Annotated in this window: 18 protein-coding genes; 6 read left to right on the top strand and 12 right to left on the bottom strand. The window is 72.4% G+C overall.

Going from position 1 to position 17,314, the window contains the following annotated elements; all coding sequences use genetic code 11:
• The first annotated feature begins 7 nt into the window (after positions 1 to 7).
• Positions 8 to 2,149, top strand: coding sequence for a protein-disulfide reductase DsbD (locus LRS14_RS14055; RefSeq protein ID WP_257799939.1), 2,142 nt, complete (start codon positions 8 to 10; stop codon positions 2,147 to 2,149).
• 46 nt (positions 2,150 to 2,195) lie between these two features.
• A complete protein-coding gene (locus tag LRS14_RS14050; RefSeq protein ID WP_257799938.1) occupies positions 2,196 to 2,813 on the top strand; it encodes a redoxin domain-containing protein in 618 nt (205 codons plus the stop codon).
• A gap of 9 nt (positions 2,814 to 2,822) precedes the next feature.
• Here the strand turns inward: LRS14_RS14050 and LRS14_RS14045 are convergent, their stop codons facing one another.
• Genes LRS14_RS14045 through LRS14_RS14030 form a run of 4 tightly spaced genes read right to left on the bottom strand, consistent with a single transcriptional unit; the run spans position 2,823 to position 5,828 of the window.
• A complete protein-coding gene (locus LRS14_RS14045) occupies positions 2,823 to 3,740 on the bottom strand; it encodes an SMP-30/gluconolactonase/LRE family protein (protein ID WP_257799937.1) in 918 nt (305 codons plus the stop codon).
• Positions 3,737 to 4,609 carry an aldose 1-epimerase gene (locus LRS14_RS14040; RefSeq protein WP_046113406.1) on the bottom strand — a complete coding sequence of 291 codons (873 nt, stop codon included), beginning with the start codon at positions 4,607 to 4,609 and terminating at the stop codon, positions 3,737 to 3,739. Before LRS14_RS14040 ends, LRS14_RS14045 begins: the two co-directional genes overlap by 4 nt.
• A gap of 33 nt (positions 4,610 to 4,642) precedes the next feature.
• Positions 4,643 to 5,137 (bottom strand): GNAT family N-acetyltransferase, encoded by a 495-nt coding sequence (locus LRS14_RS14035; RefSeq protein ID WP_257799936.1) that lies wholly within the window; start codon positions 5,135 to 5,137, stop codon positions 4,643 to 4,645.
• 4 nt (positions 5,138 to 5,141) lie between these two features.
• Complete coding sequence (locus tag LRS14_RS14030; RefSeq protein WP_257799935.1) at positions 5,142 to 5,828, bottom strand: cytochrome b/b6 domain-containing protein; 687 nt, start codon at positions 5,826 to 5,828, stop codon at positions 5,142 to 5,144.
• A gap of 165 nt (positions 5,829 to 5,993) precedes the next feature.
• On the opposite strand from LRS14_RS14030, the gene LRS14_RS14025 reads away from it, so the two are divergent.
• Complete coding sequence (locus LRS14_RS14025) at positions 5,994 to 6,449, top strand: cytochrome c (RefSeq protein WP_046113314.1); 456 nt, start codon at positions 5,994 to 5,996, stop codon at positions 6,447 to 6,449.
• A 24-nt stretch (positions 6,450 to 6,473) separates the two neighbouring features.
• Positions 6,474 to 7,391, top strand: a complete 918-nt coding sequence (locus LRS14_RS14020; protein WP_257799934.1) for a phosphotransferase — start codon at positions 6,474 to 6,476, stop codon at positions 7,389 to 7,391.
• A 15-nt stretch (positions 7,392 to 7,406) separates the two neighbouring features.
• Here the strand turns inward: LRS14_RS14020 and LRS14_RS14015 are convergent, their stop codons facing one another.
• Genes LRS14_RS14015 through LRS14_RS13990 form a run of 6 tightly spaced genes read right to left on the bottom strand, consistent with a single transcriptional unit; the run spans position 7,407 to position 12,541 of the window.
• On the bottom strand, positions 7,407 to 8,123 hold the full coding sequence (locus LRS14_RS14015) for an alanyl-tRNA editing protein (protein ID WP_257799933.1): 717 nt from the start codon (positions 8,121 to 8,123) through the stop codon (positions 7,407 to 7,409).
• A 5-nt stretch (positions 8,124 to 8,128) separates the two neighbouring features.
• Positions 8,129 to 8,800, bottom strand: a complete 672-nt coding sequence (locus LRS14_RS14010; protein ID WP_046113312.1) for a VOC family protein — start codon at positions 8,798 to 8,800, stop codon at positions 8,129 to 8,131.
• A gap of 18 nt (positions 8,801 to 8,818) precedes the next feature.
• Positions 8,819 to 9,670 carry a PhzF family phenazine biosynthesis protein gene (locus LRS14_RS14005; RefSeq protein WP_257799932.1) on the bottom strand — a complete coding sequence of 284 codons (852 nt, stop codon included), beginning with the start codon at positions 9,668 to 9,670 and terminating at the stop codon, positions 8,819 to 8,821.
• Positions 9,667 to 10,845 (bottom strand): PLP-dependent aminotransferase family protein, encoded by a 1,179-nt coding sequence (locus LRS14_RS14000; RefSeq protein ID WP_257799931.1) that lies wholly within the window; start codon positions 10,843 to 10,845, stop codon positions 9,667 to 9,669. Before LRS14_RS14000 ends, LRS14_RS14005 begins: the two co-directional genes overlap by 4 nt.
• Positions 10,842 to 11,567 carry an aspartate/glutamate racemase family protein gene (locus LRS14_RS13995; RefSeq protein ID WP_257799930.1) on the bottom strand — a complete coding sequence of 242 codons (726 nt, stop codon included), beginning with the start codon at positions 11,565 to 11,567 and terminating at the stop codon, positions 10,842 to 10,844. Before LRS14_RS13995 ends, LRS14_RS14000 begins: the two co-directional genes overlap by 4 nt.
• Positions 11,564 to 12,541 (bottom strand): DMT family transporter, encoded by a 978-nt coding sequence (locus LRS14_RS13990; RefSeq protein WP_257799929.1) that lies wholly within the window; start codon positions 12,539 to 12,541, stop codon positions 11,564 to 11,566. The genes LRS14_RS13995 and LRS14_RS13990 overlap by 4 nt, the downstream gene beginning before the upstream one ends.
• A gap of 133 nt (positions 12,542 to 12,674) precedes the next feature.
• On the opposite strand from LRS14_RS13990, the gene LRS14_RS13985 reads away from it, so the two are divergent.
• Both LRS14_RS13985 and LRS14_RS13980 read left to right on the top strand, forming a co-directional pair.
• Positions 12,675 to 14,102 carry a PLP-dependent aminotransferase family protein gene (locus LRS14_RS13985; protein WP_257799928.1) on the top strand — a complete coding sequence of 476 codons (1,428 nt, stop codon included), beginning with the start codon at positions 12,675 to 12,677 and terminating at the stop codon, positions 14,100 to 14,102.
• Positions 14,103 to 14,192: 90 nt separating this feature from the next.
• A complete protein-coding gene (locus LRS14_RS13980; RefSeq protein ID WP_232315353.1) occupies positions 14,193 to 14,924 on the top strand; it encodes a hypothetical protein in 732 nt (243 codons plus the stop codon).
• A 33-nt stretch (positions 14,925 to 14,957) separates the two neighbouring features.
• Here LRS14_RS13980 and LRS14_RS13975 read toward each other — a convergent pair whose 3' ends face one another.
• Both LRS14_RS13975 and LRS14_RS13970 read right to left on the bottom strand, forming a co-directional pair.
• The gene (locus tag LRS14_RS13975) at positions 14,958 to 15,326 is read right to left on the bottom strand and encodes a PaaI family thioesterase (protein WP_310740851.1); all 369 of its coding nucleotides are present in this window, start codon (positions 15,324 to 15,326) and stop codon (positions 14,958 to 14,960) included.
• A 53-nt stretch (positions 15,327 to 15,379) separates the two neighbouring features.
• The gene (locus LRS14_RS13970) at positions 15,380 to 17,275 is read right to left on the bottom strand and encodes an ATP-binding cassette domain-containing protein (protein WP_046113304.1); all 1,896 of its coding nucleotides are present in this window, start codon (positions 17,273 to 17,275) and stop codon (positions 15,380 to 15,382) included.
• Positions 17,276 to 17,314 lie beyond the last annotated feature (39 nt).

Here is a 17,314-nt window from a genome sequence, read left to right as displayed (position 1 = left end):
AATGCGCATGCTGCTCCCACGTGTCCTGCTGTCCCTGGCATTCGTCGTGCCGTGTAGCGCGCATGCCGTGCTGTTCGGCGGCTCGCCCGCGGTGGTCAAGACCGACCAGGTGCGTGCGGAGCTGGTGGCGCATGCGCCCGATGGCGTGCAGGCCGGCAAGCCCGTGTGGCTGGGCCTGAAGATCACCCACGAGCCGCACTGGCACACCTACTGGAAGAACCCGGGCGATTCCGGCCTGCCCACCACGCTGCAGTGGACGCTGCCGACCGGCCTGCAGGCCGGCGAGGTGGCCTGGCCGACGCCCAAGAAGCTGCCCGTCGGCCCGCTGGTGAACTACGGCTACGAGGACACGCTGCTGCTGCCGGTGCCGCTGACGGTGCCGGCCGGTTTCGCCGCGCCCACGGTGGAGGTGAAGCTGCATGCGGAGTGGCTGGTGTGCAAGGAGGTGTGCATCCCGCAGTCCGGCGACTTCACGCTGGCGCTGCCAGCGCAGGCCGCCACGGCGGCGAATGCGGCCGACTTCGACGCGGCGCAGCGCCGCATGCCGGCGCCTCTGCCGCAGGCCCGCGCCACCGCCACGCTGAGCGACACCGCGCTGCAGCTGCGCATCGCCGGCCTGCCGGCCGCATGGCAGGGCCGCGCCGTCGAGTTCTTCCCCGAGACCGCGGGCGTGGTCGACAACGCCGCGCGCATCACCGCGCAGTGGCAGGGCGATGCCTGGCAGGCCGCGGTGCCGCTGTCGGCCCAGCGCAGCGAGAGCCCCGCCCGCATGGCCGCGGTGCTGGTGGCCGCGGGGGTGCCGGCCGGTGTGCAGGTGGCCTTCGACGTGCCCGGGCCCTGGCCCGACCCGGCGCTCGCCGCCGCGGCGCCGCCGGCGCCGGCCCACGAGGCAGGCGCTCAGTCCACGCCGTCCGGCACGTCGCTGGGCTGGGCCGGTGCGCTGCTGCTGGCGCTGGGCGGCGGCATGCTGCTCAACCTGATGCCCTGCGTGTTCCCGGTGCTGTCGCTCAAGGTGCTGGGCTTTGCCAGCCATGCGCACGACGGGCGCGCCCGCGTGGGCGGCGGCCTGGCCTACACCGCGGGCGTGGTGCTGTCGTTCCTGGCGCTGGCCGGCGTGCTGCTGGCGCTGCGCGCCGGCGGCGAGCAGCTGGGCTGGGGCTTCCAGCTGCAATCGCCTTCGGTGGTGGCGGCGCTGGCCGCGCTGTTCACCCTGATCGGGCTGAACCTGGCGGGCGTGTTCGAGTTCGGCTCCGTGCTGCCGGGCAACCTGGCCAGCCTGCGCGCACGCCACCCGATGGCCGACTCGTTCCTCACCGGCGTGCTGGCGGTGGCGGTGGCCTCGCCCTGCACCGCGCCCTTCATGGGGGCTTCGCTGGGCCTGGCCGTCACGCTACCGGCGGCGCAGGCGCTGGCCGTCTTCGGCGCGCTGGCCCTGGGCATGGCCCTGCCCTACCTGGCCGCCAGCCTGTGGCCCGCGGCGGCGCGCGCCCTGCCGCGCCCGGGGGTGTGGATGCTGCGCTTCAAGGTGCTGATGGCCTTCCCGATGTTCGCCACGGTGGTGTGGCTGGTCTGGGTGCTGGGCCAGCAGGCCGGCATCGATGCGGTGGCGGCCCTGCTGGGCCTGCTGCTGGCACTGGCCTTCGCGGCCTGGGCCTGGGGCGGCCCGGGCTCCGGCCGCACCGCGCGCCTGAGCTTCGGCGGCGTGAGCGCCCTGCTGCTGGCGGCGGCGCTGGCCTGGGCGCTGCCGGCGCTGCGCGAGCCGCCGGCCGATGCACCGGTGGCCGCCGCCGGCATCGCCACCGGCGCGTGGGAGCCCTGGAGCGCCGCCCGGGTGGCGGAGCTCACCGCGCAGGGCCGGCCGGTGTTCGTGGACTTCACCGCCGCCTGGTGTGTGACCTGCCAGTTCAACAAGCGCGGCACGCTGGCCGATGCGCAGGTGATGGCCGACTTCCAGGCCCGCGACGTGGCGCTGCTGCGGGCCGACTGGACCCGGCGCGACGCCGCCATCGGCGCCGAGCTGACGCGACTGGGCCGCAGCGGCGTGCCGGTGTATGCGCTGTACCGGCCCGGTGCCGGCGGCGGCGCGCCACAGTTGCTGCCCGAGATCCTCACTGCCCAGGCCGTGCGCGAAGCACTCGGCCGGCTGTAGCTCTGCCTGCCCGCGGCGTTGCGGGTGTTGTCTGATGGAGTACCGCATGAACACAGTCACCGCCTGGGCCTGCACCGCACTGCTGGCCATGGCTGCCGGCACCGCAGCGGCCGCCGCATCGGTGGGCGCGCCCGCGCCCGCCTTCACCGCGACGGATGCACAGGGCAGGCCGGTCTCGCTGGCCGACTTCAAGGGCAAGCACGTGGTGCTGGAGTGGGTGAACCCAGGCTGCCCCTTCGTCCAGAAGCACTACAACGCCGGCAACCTGCCCGCCACCCAGAAGGCCGCAGTGGCCAAGGGCGTGGTGTGGCTGGCGGTGAGCTCCACCGCGCGCGAAGCCAGCGACTACAAGGCACCGGCCGAGCTGCAGCAGTGGATGCAATCGAAGCAGGCGGCCGCCACCGCCACGCTGATGGATGACGACGGCCGGATCGGCCGTGCCTACGGCGCCCGCACCACGCCGCACATGTACATCATCGACCCCAAGGGCACGCTGGTGTATGCGGGTGCCATCGACAGCAAGCCCACCGCCAACCCGGCCGACATCGCCACCGCCACCAACCATGTGACCGCCGCCCTGGCCGAATCGCTGGCCGGCAAGCCGGTGTCGCAGCCGCGCACGCAGGCCTACGGCTGCTCCATCAAGTACGCCGCCGGCGCCTGAACGGCGCGGTCAGGGCCGCGCGAAGTTGGCCGGCAGGCCGGGCACGTCCACCTGCAGCGTGAGCACCGCGCCGGCCCAGGGCGTGCGGGCCAGCTCGTCGGCCGGTCGGTTCTCGCGGCCGGTGGTGATGTAGAGCGTCTTCAGGTCGGGGCCGCCGAAGCAGGGCATGGTGGGGCAGCGCACCGGCAGCCTGACCTCGCGCAGCACCTCGCCGCGTGGCGACAGGCGCAGCACGCGCGCACCTTCGAACATCGCCACCCAGTAGCAGCCTTCGGTGTCGACGCTGGCACCGTCGGGGCGGCCGCCGTAGTCGGCCAGGTCCATGCCGGGCTGCTTGACCGGGAACTGCACCCACACGCGCTTGCCCGACAAGGTGCCCTGCGAGGGGTCGAAGTCGAAGGCGTAGATGGTGTGGGCCTTGGTGTCGCTCCAGTAGGCGGTGCGGCCGTCGGGACTCCAGGCCAGGCCGTTGGCGGTGGTCACGCCCTCGGCCTGCCGGGTGAGCTTGCCGGCCGACCAGCGGTACAGCGCGGCGGCCGGCCGGTCCTTGGGCTCATACAGCGTGCCGGCCCACATGCGGCCCTGCGGATCGGCCTTGCCGTCGTTGAAGCGCTCCACCGCCGGGTCATAGGGCGGCTTGGCCAGCGGGCGGCTCTTGCCGGTGCGGGGATCGAAGTTCACCAGCCCGCTGCGCAGCGCCAGCAGCAGCTCGCCGCCCAGCACCGGCGCGCAGCAGGCCACGTCGGTGTCGAAGGCCCATTCGTCGTGCCGGCCGCTGGCGGGGTCGAAGCGGTTGAGCTTGTGGCCGGGGATGTCGCACCAGTAGAGGCACTGCTCGCCGGGATGCCACATCGGCGATTCGCCGAGCAGCGAAGGGGCCACCGGGATCACGCCCACCGCGTCGGCGGCGGCTTGCAGCTCGTTCATCGCACCGCCTCCACGTCCAGCTTCATCCAGCCCTGCAGCGTCTGCCCCGGTGGCAGCGACACCAGCCCATGCGCCAGCGGGTCCGCCATCTGGATGGCATTGCTGAGGTGGCTGACCGGCTCCACGCAGTAGTAGTCCTTGGTCTGCGGCGTGAAGACCACCAGGTAGGGCATGGCCGAGGTGAGGCGCAGCGACAGCAGTTCGTCGCGGATCAGCGCGGTGCCCGTCCAGCCCTGGAAGCAGTTGTCGAAGCGCAGCTCGCGCACCGGCGCGTCGATGGCAGGCTGGGGCACGGCCTGGCGAGGCAGCTCGTCGGCGGGGTCGGAATCCCAGCGCTGCGCCGCCTGGATCTGCAGGTGGCTGCGTTCGCGCTTGGGAAAGTATGGATGCCAGCCCAGGCCCACCGGCTGCGGCTGGTCGGCCTGGTTGGTGACGGCCATGCGCACCTCCAGGCCAGCGGGGTTGAGCACGAAGGTCTGCGTGGCCTCGAAGGCAAAGGGCCAGTGGTCGTCGGCCGCATGCACGTAGCGCAGCACGGCCTCGGTGTCGGTGTGCGAGACCACCGCCCAGGGCCGCTTCCAGCCCACGCCATGGACCGAGTGCGGGCTCTGGTCGAAGTTGGGCTGGGTGGTGTGGGCCTGCCCCAGCCAGTTGAACCGGCGGAAGCCGATGCGGTTGGAATACGGCACCAGCGGGTAGCAACCCGAAGGCCGCGAGGCCTGCAGCTCGGCCGGCTCGGTGCTGCGAAGCACCGCCACGTCGCCCCGCCACAGGCCGGCGATGCAGCCGCCCAGGTCGGGGCGCAGGGCCAGGCGCAGCGGTCCGGCGCGCAGTTCGAGGATGTGCGGGGAAGGCGTTGGATCGTTCATGCGGGCCATCGTACCGTCGGCCCGCGCGCGGCCTCAGCCCAGCTGCACGCGCAGGTAGTGCGATCCCGGCAGGGGATTGAAGTAGTAGGGCGGGATCTCTTCGAAACCCAGCGAGCTGTACAGGCCGCGGGCGGCCTCCATGTCGTCCAGCGTGTCCAGCAGCATCGACGAATAGCCGGCCTGCAACGCGCGGTCCATCAGCGCCTGCGCCAGCAGCCGGCCGAGGCCGAAGCGACGGAAGGCGCGGCGCACGTACAGCCGCTTCATCTCGCAGGCGTTGGGGTAGTCGGACTCGGGCAGCGGGCGGAAGCCGCCGCAGCCGGCCAGTTCGTCGTCGACGAACACCAGCAGCAGCGCGCCGGCCGGCGGCGCATAGTCCCCGGGCAGGCTGGCCAGCTCGGCATCGAAGTTCTGGAAGCACAGGTCCACGCCCAGCTGCTCGGCGTATTCGCGGAAGATGCCGCGGGTGGCTTCCAGCAGGGCCGGCGTCGCGGCGTCCACCAGCTCGATGCGGGGCGATTCGCTCATCGCCTCATCCCCCGAGCGAAGCCACCCAGGCCGCGCCGCCGGCGCACAGCGCCAGCAGCAGCGCGGCCAGCGCGCGGGTGGCCGCACGGTCGGCCGAGGCGGGCGTGCCCGCGGGCAGGGCCTTGTCGCCCGACAGCATCGGGCCCACCAGGTTGCGACGCTTGACCACGCGGTAGAACACGATGGCCAGCACATGCAGCACCACCAGGCCGATGATGAGCCACTGCCCGTAGCCTGAATGCCAGCCGGTGGCGGCGGCCGAGGTGTCGCCCGAGACGAGTGCATACAGCGGGCCCTGGTTGGCGATCTCGTCGTCGGCCACCAGCCCGGTGGCCACCTGCGCCACCAACACGCCCAGCAGCGCGAACACCGACAGTGCGCCCACCGGGCTGTGGCCCACTTCGAAGCGGCCGTCGGGTCCGCGGTGGCCGCGCAGGTAGGCGAAGGTGCTGCCCGGGCCGTAGATGAAGTTGGCAAAGCGCGACCAATGGCCGCCCACCAGGCCCCATAGCAGGCGGAAGGCCAGCAGCGCCATCACCAGGTAGCCCAGGCGGAAGTGCCAGGTCATCGCGTTGCCGCCGACCTTGGCGGTGACCACCACCGCGATCACCGCGGCCGCCAGCAGCCAATGGAACACCCGTGTGGGCAGGTCCCACACACGCACGCGCTGCAGCGGCGCATCCCCGTTCATTCCCAGCTCCGAAAGCCTGTCATGGGCTGGAAGATAACCGCTGCGGGCCGGCGCTTCCAGCCGCTGCGGGCGCCAGGGAATGAAAGCGATGGTGCGTCCGTACACTCATCGGGCCTCGCGCCGCGAGGTCTTGCCAGCCCCAGCTTTCCGCCCGGAGACCCCCGCATGAAGAAAACGTTGCCGACCGTTCTTGCCACGCTGATGACCGCCGTCGCCTTCCCGGCCGCCGCCCAGTTCCAGAAGACCGAAGACACCATCGAGTACCGGCAAGGCGCCTTCTTCGTGATGGGCCAGCACTTCGGCCGCATCGGCGCCATGGCCAACGGCAAGGCGCCCTTCGATGCCAAGGCCGCGGCCGACAATGCCGAGATCGTGAACACCCTGGCCAAGCTGCCCTGGGCCGCCTTCGGCGAGGGCACCGACAAGGGCCACAACACCAAGGCCAAGCCCGAGGTCTGGAAGGAACAGGACAAGTTCAAGTCTGCCGCCGCGAAGATGCAGGACGAGACCGGCAAGCTGCTGGTGGCCGCCAAGACCGGCGACCTGGCGCAGCTGAAGACCGCGTTCGGTTCCACCGCGCAGACCTGCAAGGCCTGCCACGACGACTTCCGCGCCAAGTAGGCCGCGGCCCCGCCCGCTGCGCCCATGACCGCGGCGTTGCAGCTGCCTGCCAACCCGGGTGTCGCCGAGTTCGACGCCCTGCAGGAGGACCCCGCGCGCTGGATCGGCGTGATGGCCGCACTGGGCGCGCGCTACACCGCCGCGCCGGCGGTGCCGGCCGGCGAGGGCACGGTGTTGGTGGCCCTGCTGGGCCACGGCTTGGTGCTCAAGCTGTACCCGCCCTTCCTGCGCGACCACTTCGCCTTCGAACGAGCGATGCTGGCGCAGCTGCACGGCCGGCTGGCGCTGCCCACGCCGCGCCTGGTGGACAGCGCCGAGCATGATGGCTGGCCTTACCTGGTGATGACGCAGCTGCCAGGCACGCCGCTCGACCGCGTCTGGCCCATGCTGCCGCCGCCGCAGCGGCAGGCCGTGCTGCAGCAGATCGGCCGCCTCGCGGCGCAGGTGCATGCATTGCCGGCGGGCGAGCTGCCCGCGCTGGCGCCGCGCTGGGCCGACTTCCTGCAGGGCCAACGGCAACGCTGCCACCCGCGCCAGCAGCGCACCGGCCTGCCGGCGCACCTGCTGGCGCAGCTCGACACCTTCCTGCACGGCCCGGTACCCGAAGGCCCCGAGGTGCTGCTGACGGGCGAGTACACGCCCTTCAACCTGCTGCACCGCGGCCAGGCGCTGAGCGGCATGTTCGATTTCGGCGATGGCCTGGTGGGTCCGCGCGAATACGACTGGCTGGGGCCGATGTGCTTCCTCGCCGCCGGGGATGCGTCGCTGCTGGACGCCTTCTTCGACGGCTATCACGGCCGGCCCTTCGACCGCCGCCAGCGCGAGGCGCTGCTGCGCCTGCTGCTGCTGCACCGCTACAGCCACCTGCCGGCGCAGATCGCGCTGGCGGGCTGGCAGGACGCGCCGGACTTCACGGCCCTGGCCGCGCTCGTCTGGCCCTGAGACGCGCCGCCCGCCCTAGTCGGCCAGGCCCAGCACCACGCGCCGCGTGCGGGCCGACTTCTTCTCGATCTTGCTGACGAACACCGCGCCGATCTCGGCGGTGTTGGCCACATGGGTGCCGCCACAGGGCTGCAGGTCGACGCCCTGCACCTCCAGCAGCCGGATGCGGCCATGGCCGCGCGGCGGCTGCACGCTCATGCTGCGCACCAGGCCCGGGTTGGCGTCCAGCTCCTCCTCGGCGATCCAGCGGTGGCGCACCGGATGGGCCGCGGCCACCAGCCGGGCCAGGCCGGCGTTCAGCACGTCCTTGTCCAGCGGCTCGGTCATGTGAAAGTCCAGCCGCGCCGATTCGGCGGTGATGGAGCAGCCATCCACCGGATGCGGCACCAGGGCGCACAGCAGGTGGGTGGCGGTGTGGAAGCGCCGGTGCCGTGCACGGCGCGCCTGGTCGATGCAGGCCTGCACCGCCATGCCGGGCTGCAGCGCGGCCAGCAGCGCCTGCTGGTCGGGCGCGGGCACATGCAGCACGCCGGCTTCGCCCTTGCGGGTGTCGGCGATCCGCAGCACTTGGCCATCGGGCAGCCGCAGCTCGCCGCGGTCGCCGGCCTGGCCGCCGCCCAGCGGATAGAACACGGTGCGGTCCAGCACCACGCCTTCCGCGCCGGCCTGCACGACGCGGGCCTCGCAGTCGGCCAGCTCGGCGTCTTCGCGGAACAGCTCTTCGGTGGACATCGGCATCACACCATGAAGGGCGAGGACAGGATGACCGGCCCCCGCGGACTGAGAAACCGCGCACACAGCACCGGGCCGGCATCCTGCGGCCGCTGGATGCCGGCAGGCTGCAGCACCTCCGCCGCGACGTTCGGCAGGCCGCGCACTGCCAGCGCCTGCAGCTGCAGGCCGCTGTCGGGCACGCTGTCGGTGGGATGCGCGCCGGCCCATTCGATCAGCGTGGGCAGCGCGCCCGCGCAGCGCGGCAGGCCATCGTCGGCCACCACGATGCGCCAGCGCAGCAGGCCGGCCGGCGTGGCCCGTTCGGCCGCCAGCACGCGACCGGTGTCGTGGCCCGCATCGGCCAGCCGCCGGTGCTGCTCCGCTAGCGCGCTGCTGCGCGCCACCCAGTGCAGCAGCTGCGGTCCGCGGGCCAGCGCAGCCTGCACCGGCGGCGTGTCCAGCCCGAACCAGCGCGCCCGGCCAGGCGGCGCGGCCGCCGGGTCGATCGCGATGATCTCCAGGTAGGCCTGCGCAAACGCATCGCCGCCCTGCAGCCGAAGCAGCCGGTTGTGCGTGCCCATCAACGGATGCTGGCCGCCCGGGCCGGGCACGATGCCGAAGGTGGCTTCGCACCAGGCCGCGCCTTCTTCCAGGCTGCGCGCGCCCACCACCAGGTGATCGAGTTCGACGTGCATCGGATGCAGCCTTCGGGCCTACAGGCGCACCTGGCCTTCGATGCAGCCGGCCACCTCGCCGCCCACCCACACGTCGCTGCCGTCATGCTCGAGGAACACACGGCCGGCGCGGCCCATGGCCGTGCCCTGCGCAGCCACGTAGCGCGCCGGTGCCAGGCCGGCGCCGATCAGCCACTGCGCCACGGCTGCGTTCAGGCTGCCGGTCACCGGGTCCTCGTAGTCGCCGTCGCCGATGAAGGCACGCAGCTCGAACTGCGCATCGTGCCCGGCCGCATGCGGCCCCACCACGCCGAGCTTCAGGTCGCCCAGGGCCGCGTAGTCGCACTGCAGCGCCAGCACCTGCCCGGCCGAACCCAGCATCACGCCGGCCCAGCCGGGGCCGTTGTCGCACCACTCGTGGTGGCGGATGGCATCGCGCGGCAGGCCCAGCGCCGCGGTGATGCGGGCCAGCAGGTCGTCCGGCAGCGGGCCGGTACGCCGGCGCGGCGGGGCGGCGAAGGCCAGGCGCTGCACATCGCCTTCCGCCTGGCGGCGCACGCGCACCAGGCCCACCTCGCATTGCTGCACCACATGGTCGCCCCTGGCCTGGCCGCCGGCCTGCAGCCAGGCGTGGCAGCTGCCCAGCGTGGGATGGCCGGCAAACGGCAGCTCGCCGGTGGGGGTGAAGATGCGCACCCGGTAATCGGCCTGCGGGTCGGTGGGCGGCAGCAGGAAGGTGGTCTCCGACAGGTTGGTCCAGCGGGCGAAGGCGGCCATGCGCTCGTCGCTCAGGCCTTCGGCGTCATGCACCACGGCCAGCGGGTTGCCGTACAACGCACGGCCGGTGAACACGTCGAGCTGGGTGAAGCGGCGGGTCTTGTCCTGGCTCATGGCTGCACCTCCTGCGAAGCCTTCAGCACCCGGCCAAGGGCGGCAATGCCCTGCTCGATCAACTCCGGGGCCACGGTGACGAAGCTCAGCCGCAGCGTGTTCATGCGCGGCTCGCTGGCATAGAAGGCGGCGCCGGGCACGTAGGCCACGCCGGCATCCACCGCCCGCGGCAGCAGCGCCAGGGTGTCGAAGCCTTCGGGCAGCGTCACCCAGAAGAACATGCCGCCGGCGGGCAGCTGCCACTGGCAGCCGGCCGGCAGATGGCGCTCCAGCGCGGCACGCATCGCATCGCGCTGGGCCTTATAGCGGGCGCGGATGGTGGGCACGTGCTGGTCGAGGAAGCCGTTCTTGATGACCTCGTGCACCACGCGCTGGTTGAAACCCGGCGTGTGCAGGTCGGCCGCCTGCTTGGCCTGCAGCAGCTTGGGGTACAGCAGGCGCGGCGCCACCATGTAGCCCAGGCGCAGGCCGGGCGCCAGCACCTTGGAGAAGGAGCCCAGGTACAGCACTTCGTCGGGCGCATGCGCGGCCAGCGGGGCGGCGGGCGGCTGGTCGAACCAGAGGTCGCCATAGGGGTTGTCCTCCACCACCGGCAGGCCCAGGCGCAGGCATTCGGCCATCAGCGCGTCGCGGCGGGCCGCGCCCATGCAGCGACCGCTCGGGTTCTGGAAGTTGGGCAGCATGTACAGGAAGCGCGCGCCCTTTGCCGCCTTGAGCGCGGCCGGCAGCGGGCCCTGCTCGTCGCAATCGACGGCCAGGAACTCGGGCTCGTAGGGCGCGAAGGCCTGCAGCGCGCCCAGGTAGGTGGGCGACTCCACCGCCACCGTGCTGCCTGGGTCCAGCAGCACCTTGCCGGCCAGGTCCAGGCCCTGCTGCGAGCCGGTGGTGATCAGCACCTGGTCGGCGTCGCACTTCATGCCCTGCGTGGCCAGCTGCGCGGCCACCCATTCGCGCAGCGGGGCGAAGCCTTCGCTGGCCGCGTACTGCAGGGCTTCCTTGGGGTGGTCGGCCAGCACCCGGGCGGTGGCCTCGCGCATGGCCTGCACCGGAAAGCCCTCGGCCGCGGGCAGGCCGCCGGCCAGCGAGACGATGCCCGGGCGCTCGGTGACCTTTAGGATCTCTCGGATGATCGACGGATTGAGCCGCTCGGCGCGGCGTGCCATGTTCCAGGTCATGAGGGCTTTCGTTCAGGGTGGGACGGTTCTTCCAGCATCCAGCCAACGGCCGCGGCGGCATGCAGCCCGGTGCTGTCGAACAGGGGAAACGGATGCTTCTCGGGGTCGAGCAGCAGCGAGATCTCGGTGCAGCCGAGGATGACGCCCTGCGCACCGCGCGCGGCCAGGCGATCGATCACGCCGAGGAACACCTGCCGCGAGGCATCGCTGACGACACCGCGACACAGCTCATCGTAGATGGTGGCATGCACCTTGGCGCGGTCGGCGGCCGGCGGCACCAGCACCTCCACGCCGCTGCGCTGGCGCAGGCGGTCGATCAGGATGGAGTCGTCCTCCATCGTGAAGCGGGTGCCCAGCAGGCCCACCTGGGTGAGGCCGGCCGCGCGGATGGCGGCGCCGGTCGCATCGGCGATGTGCAGCAGCGGCAGGCCAGCCGCGGCCTCGATGGCATCGGCCACCTTGTGCATGGTGTTGGTGGCCAGCACCAGGCCCTGTGCACCGGCGCGCCACAGGCCCGAGCCCAGTGCGCCCAGGTGCTGCGCCGCGGCGGCCCACTGGCCGTCGGACTGCCACTGCGCCACCGGCGCGAAATCGACGCTGGCGATGCGCAGCGGCGCGCTGTGCAGGCCGCCCAGCCGGCGGGCCACGCCCTGGTTGAGCAGGCGGTAGTAGACGGCGGTGGATTCCCAGCTCATGCCGCCGAGCAGGCCGAGGGTTCTCATCGCGAAGGCTCCGGTGAAGTGGAGGGGGCCACGGGCACGCGCTTGCCCACCAGCACGGTGGCGATCACCGCCAGCGCGAACAGCACGGTGACGCCGTCCAGCCGCTCTCCCAGCAGCGGCACCGCCACCAGCATCGAGGCGAAGGGCTGCACCAGTTGTACCTGGCTCACGCGCAGCGTGCCACCCAGCGCCAGCCCGCGGTACCAGGCGAAGAAGCCCAGCCACATCGACACCAGCGACACATAGGCGAAGCCGCCCCATGCCGCAGGCCGGGCCGCGGCCAGGGCTTCCGGATGGCGCAGGCCGATGGCCAGCGCCCAGGGCAGCGTGAGCGGCAGGCACAGCACCAGCATCCAGCAGATGACGTGCTCGCCGCGCATGCCCTGCGCCGCCAGCCGGGCGCCGCCTACGTAGCCCACCGCGCCGCTGGCCACCGCGGCCAGCAGCAGCCCGTCGGCCGCCTGCAGCCGGCCGCCGCCCTGCACCACCGCAAAGGCCAGCACCAGGCCGCAGCCCAGCAACGCGCACAGCCAGAAGGCCGGCGCCGGCCGCTGGCGCAGCCACAGCGCACCTACCACCGCGGTGGCCAGTGGCAGGAAGCCGTTGATCACCGAGGCGTGGATGGCCTCCACATGGCGCACGGCGAAGCCGCTGAACCACGGGAAGCCGAACACCACCCCGGCCGCGCTGACGGCCAGCAGGCCCCACTGTGCGCCGCGCGGGCGTGGCGCGCCGGTGGCGGCCAGGTACAGCACCGACAGCAGGCCGGCCACCGCTGCGCGACCGATGGCCACGAAATCCGGCGGCAGCTGCGGCTGTGCGGCATCGCCGCCGGCAAGGCGCGTCATCGGGATGCTGAGCGCGAACATCAGCACGCCGGCCAGGCCCAGCCACCAGCCGCGACGGGCCGCCCGGGTGGCCGCGGCGCCGGTGATCGGGGTCGGGCGGGGCAGGATCGGCAGCGCGGTGCTCATGGCGTCTCTCTCACAGGAGGTCGGCTGCCCAGTCTAGGGGCCAGCACCAGCACAGTATCAGTACACTTCGGCACACTGCAGCCTGATCTGTGCTGCTGCCACTGCCAGCACAGCCACAGCGCACCACCTGCCAATGAACGCCGCCACGCCCCTGCCTTCCACCGCCCTCTCCCGCGACGGGGAGGCCACGCTGGCCGCCCAGCTGGCCGCCCGCTATGCCGAGCGCATCGAGCAGCAGCTGCTGGCGCCCGGCGCGCGCCTGCCCTCGGTGCGCGAATGCGCACGCCGCCACACGGTGAGCCCCAGCACCGTGGTGGCCGCCTACGACCAGCTGGCGGCGCAGGGCCTGGTGGAGGCGCGCCCGCAGCGCGGTTTCTTCGTGCGCGGTCCGCAATCGCTGCGGCGGCCGGCACAGAAGCCCCCCGCGGCCACCGGCAGCGCGCCGCGCATCCGCCCCACCGACGCGGCGGCGATGATCCGCGGCATGTTCCACGGCGTGGGCACGCCCGGCCCCGGCATGGGCACGCTGCCGCCGGACTGGCTGGACCTGCCGCTGCTCAACGGTGCCATGCGCCGCGCGATGGCGGACGACGACAGCGCGCTGCGCTATGGCGAGCCGGCCGGCGACCTGCGCTTCCGCACCGCCTTCGTCCAGCGGCTGGCCGACATCGGCATCGCCGCCACCCCCGCGCAGCTGCTCACCACCATGGGCGCCACCCAGGCGCTGGACGTGGTGTCGCGCACCCTCACCCAACCCGGCGATGCGGTGCTGGTGGACGAGCCCGGCTGGCCGATCGAATTCGCGCGCCTCGCCCGCCTCGGCCTGCGGGTGCTGCCGGTGCCGCGCGGCGCGCAGGGCCCCGACCTGGAGGTGATGCGTGCGCTGGCCCAGGCGCACCGGCCGCGCCTGTACATCACGGTCTCGGTGCTGCACAACCCCACCGGCGCCATGCTGTCGCTGGCCGCCGCACACCAGGTGCTGAAGCTGGCCGAGGCCTTCGACTTCACCATCGTGGAGGACGACACCTATGCCTACATGGCCCCGGTGCATGCGCCGCGCCTGTCGGCGCTGGACAACCTGCAGCGCAGCGTCTACCTCACCGGCTTCTCCAAGATCCTCACGCCCAACTGGCGCGTGGGCTGCATCGCCGCCGCGCCGGCGCTGACGGAGCGGCTGATCGACACCCGGCTGCTGGGCATGCTCAGCACGCCCACCGCGCCCGAGCGCGCGCTGGCCGTCACGCTGGAGCAGGGCTCGCTGCGCCGCCATGCGGAGCGGGTGACCGCCCGGCTGGAGGCCGCGCGCATGCGCACGCAGCGGCTGGCGCAGGAAGCGGGCTTCCACTTCGCCGCGCCGCCGCAGGGCCTGTTCGGCTGGGTGGACACGCAGGTCGACACCGAGCGCCTGACAGAAGCCATGCTCGACCGCGGCTGGCTGCTGGCGCCGGGCACGCTGTTCCATGCCACGCCACGGCCCACCACGCTGATGCGGGTGAACTTCGCCACCGCGCAGAACGCGGCGCTGTGGCAAACGCTGGGCGAGGTGCGACGGAGCCTGTAGAGCCTGCGCGGCGAAACGCCGGCCGGACCGGCGGTTGCAGCGCTTAACATGGGCGGGCGTATGCCCCCCTTTTCCGGCGCGGCACCCAACGTGAATTTCGAATCCACCCTGCCCTTTGGCACACCCGACCTCATGCGGGTGAGTGACTTCCAGCGGTACCTCGATGAGCTCGTGCTCACCGAGCGCAGCGAAGGCGTGCCCGGATTCCTGGCCTCTCTCAGCCCGTCGCTGATGATGGACCTGCAGCGGGTGGAACAGAGCGGCCAGCCGGCCGACGTGCTGGTGGTCATCGCCGCCAGCCTGCGCCATGGCCATGCGCTGGCGGTGCACCTGCAAAGCGGCGACAAGGTGCTGCCGTTGACGGTGTTTCCCGCGCAGCAGCTGGCGCACTGCCCGGTGCCGCTGGAGGAACTGCTGGGCGGGCGGCTGTCCGACCTGCGGGTGATGCATGTGGAACCCGCGGTGCTGCGGCCGCCGGGCGATGCGCAGGCCTCGCTGGTGGGCGACACCCACCTGTACCACCCCTTGCCGCAGCTCACCTGGGACATGGCGATGCGCGGCGCGCGCGACGAGCTGCTGCCCGAGATCGCCGGCCAGGCGGCCTACCGCATTTCACCCGGCACCGACCTTCGCAACCTCGGCCTGAGCGGCACGCTGCTGGCGGCGGTGCAGCGGCTGCAGCGACAGTCGATCAACCTGCGCGACCTGGCCGAGTGGCCCGGCTTCGACCGCGTGCGCGCGGCACGGCTGCTCAACGGCCTGTACCTGCAGGCGGGCCTGATCGTCAGCCGCACCCATCCCGCGGCAACAGGCGGTCGATAGGACGGAGCCGCCGCCAGGCGGGTTGCGCGGTCTTCAGCGCTCCATCAGCTTGAAGCTGCCGGTGGCCAGCGCGACCAGGGTGCCTTCGGCGTCGTGCGCCTCGCCGCGGGCGAAGCTGATCGAGCGGCCACGGCGTTCGCAGCGGGCGGTGCACACCACGTCGCCGTGGGCGGCGGCCACGAAGTGGATGCTCAGGTCGATGGTGGCCACGCCGAACTGCACCGGCGCATGCGAGCGCACCGCCGCGGCCAGGCCGCAGTCGAACAGCACCGACAGGGCGCCGCCATGCACGTCGCCGCGGCTGTTGGCATAGGCAGGATTGAAGGGCAGGCGCACACGGGCCTGGTCGTCGCCCACGGCTTCGCCCTGCAGGCCGAAGGTGGTGGCCAGCGGGATGCTCAGGCCGAATAGCGTGTCGGGGGAAAGGAACTGCTCATGCCCCCGATCATGCCGGCTCAGCGCGCGCCCAGCTGCTCCCAGCGCTCCAGGGCCGACAGCAGCTCGTCGTCGATGGCGGCGTAGCGCGCCTGCAGCTCGGCCACCTTCTGGTGGGTTTCGCGGGTGTAAATGTCGGGGTCGGCCAGCTGCTCGCCGAGCTTCTTCTGCTCGGTCTCCAGCGCCTCGATCTTTGCGGGCAGCGCGTCCAGCTCGCGCTGTTCCTTGTAGCTGAGCTTGCGCGTGGCCGCGGCCGGCTTGGCGGCCGCGGTGCCGCCGGCCGCGGGCGATGGCGCTGATGCCGGGGCCGCGGCAGCCGCAGCCGCCACCACGGCGCGCGAGCGGTCGCGCTGCTGCAGCCAGTCCTCGATGCCGCCTTCGTATTCGCGCCACAGGCCGGGCTGGGCGTCGCCCTCCCAGGCGATGGTGCTGGTGACCACGTTGTCGACGAAACGCCGGTCGTGGCTCACCAGGAACACGGTGCCGCTGTAGCTCTGCAGCAGTTCTTCCAGCAGCTCCAGCGTGTCGATGTCGAGGTCGTTGGTGGGCTCGTCCAGCACCAGCACGTTGGCCGGCAGCGCGAACAGCCGGGCCAGCTGCACCCGGTTGCGCTCACCGCCCGAGAGGGTGCGCACAGGGCTGTTGGCGCGCTCGGGCGAGAACAGGAAGTCGGTCAGGTAGCTCTTGACGTGCTTGCGCTGGCCGCCGATCTCCACCCATTCGCTGCCGGGGCTGATGGTGTCCACCAGCGTGGCGTCGAGGTTGAGGCCGGCACGCATCTGGTCGAAGTAGGCCACCTGCAGGTTGCTGCCGCGGCGCACCGTGCCCTGCGTGGGCTCCAGCTCGCCGAGGATGAGCTTGAGCAGCGTGGTCTTGCCACTGCCGTTGGGGCCCACCAGGCCCACCTTGTCGCCACGCAGGATGGTGGCGCTGAAATGGTCGATCAGCGTGCGGTCGCCGAAGCGCTGGCTCACGTCGCGCAGCTCGGCCACGATCTTGCCGCTGGGCGCGCCCGAGTCCACTTCCAGCCGCACCTGGCCCAGCGAATCGCGGCGGCGCGCACGCTGCTCGCGCAGCGCCTGCAGCCGCTGCACCCGGCCCACGCTGCGGGTGCGGCGCGCTTCCACGCCCTTGCGCACCCACACCTCTTCCTGGGCCAGCAGCTTGTCGGCGCGGGCGTTGGCCAGCGCCTCGTCCTCCAGCTCGCGGGCCTTGGTGGCCTCGTAGGCGGTGAAGTGGCCGGGGTAGCTGCGCAGCGTGCCGCGGTCCAGCTCCACGATGCGGGTGGCCACGGCGTCGATGAAGGCGCGGTCGTGCGAGATGAGCAGCAGCGCGCCCGTCCACTCGTTGAGCAGCGTCTGCAGCCAGACGATGGCGTCCAGGTCCAGGTGGTTGGTGGGCTCGTCCAGCAGCAGCACGTCGGGGTGGGCGGCCAGGGCCTGCGCCAGCGCCACGCGCTTCTTGGTGCCGCCGGACAGCGCATCCACCACGGCCGTGGGGTCCAGGTGCAGGCGCTGCAGCGTCTCATCCACCCGGCGTTCCCAGTTCCAGCCGTCGAGTGCCTCGATGCGGGTCTGGATGGCGTCCAGGTCGTCGCCGGGCTCATGCGCTTCGTAGCGCGCGCGCAGGGCCTTGGCCTCGGCCACGCCTTCGCTCACCACGTCGAACACGGTGGCGCCGGCCGGGAAGTCGGGCTCCTGCGGCACATAGAAGCGGCGCACGTTCTGCTGCGCCTGCAGCAGGCCGTCGTCCAGCTTCTCGGTGCCGGCCAGCACCTTCAGCAGCGAGGACTTGCCGGCGCCGTTGCGGCCGATGAGGGCCACGCGCTCGCCGGCTTCGAGCGAGAAGCCCGCGCCATCGAGCAGCGGGACGTGGCCGAACGCGAGGTGGGCATTGGAGAGGGACAGCAGGGCCATGGGATGCAAGCAGCGTTCAGGCGCGGTGCAGCGGTACGC

It is taken from the genome of Aquincola sp. J276 (assembly GCF_024700035.1).
In the GTDB taxonomy this organism is placed as follows: domain Bacteria; phylum Pseudomonadota; class Gammaproteobacteria; order Burkholderiales; family Burkholderiaceae_C; genus Aquincola; species Aquincola tertiaricarbonis.
The sequence above is the reverse complement of the archived record's forward strand: the minus strand, read 5'-3'. Positions and strand labels throughout refer to the sequence as shown.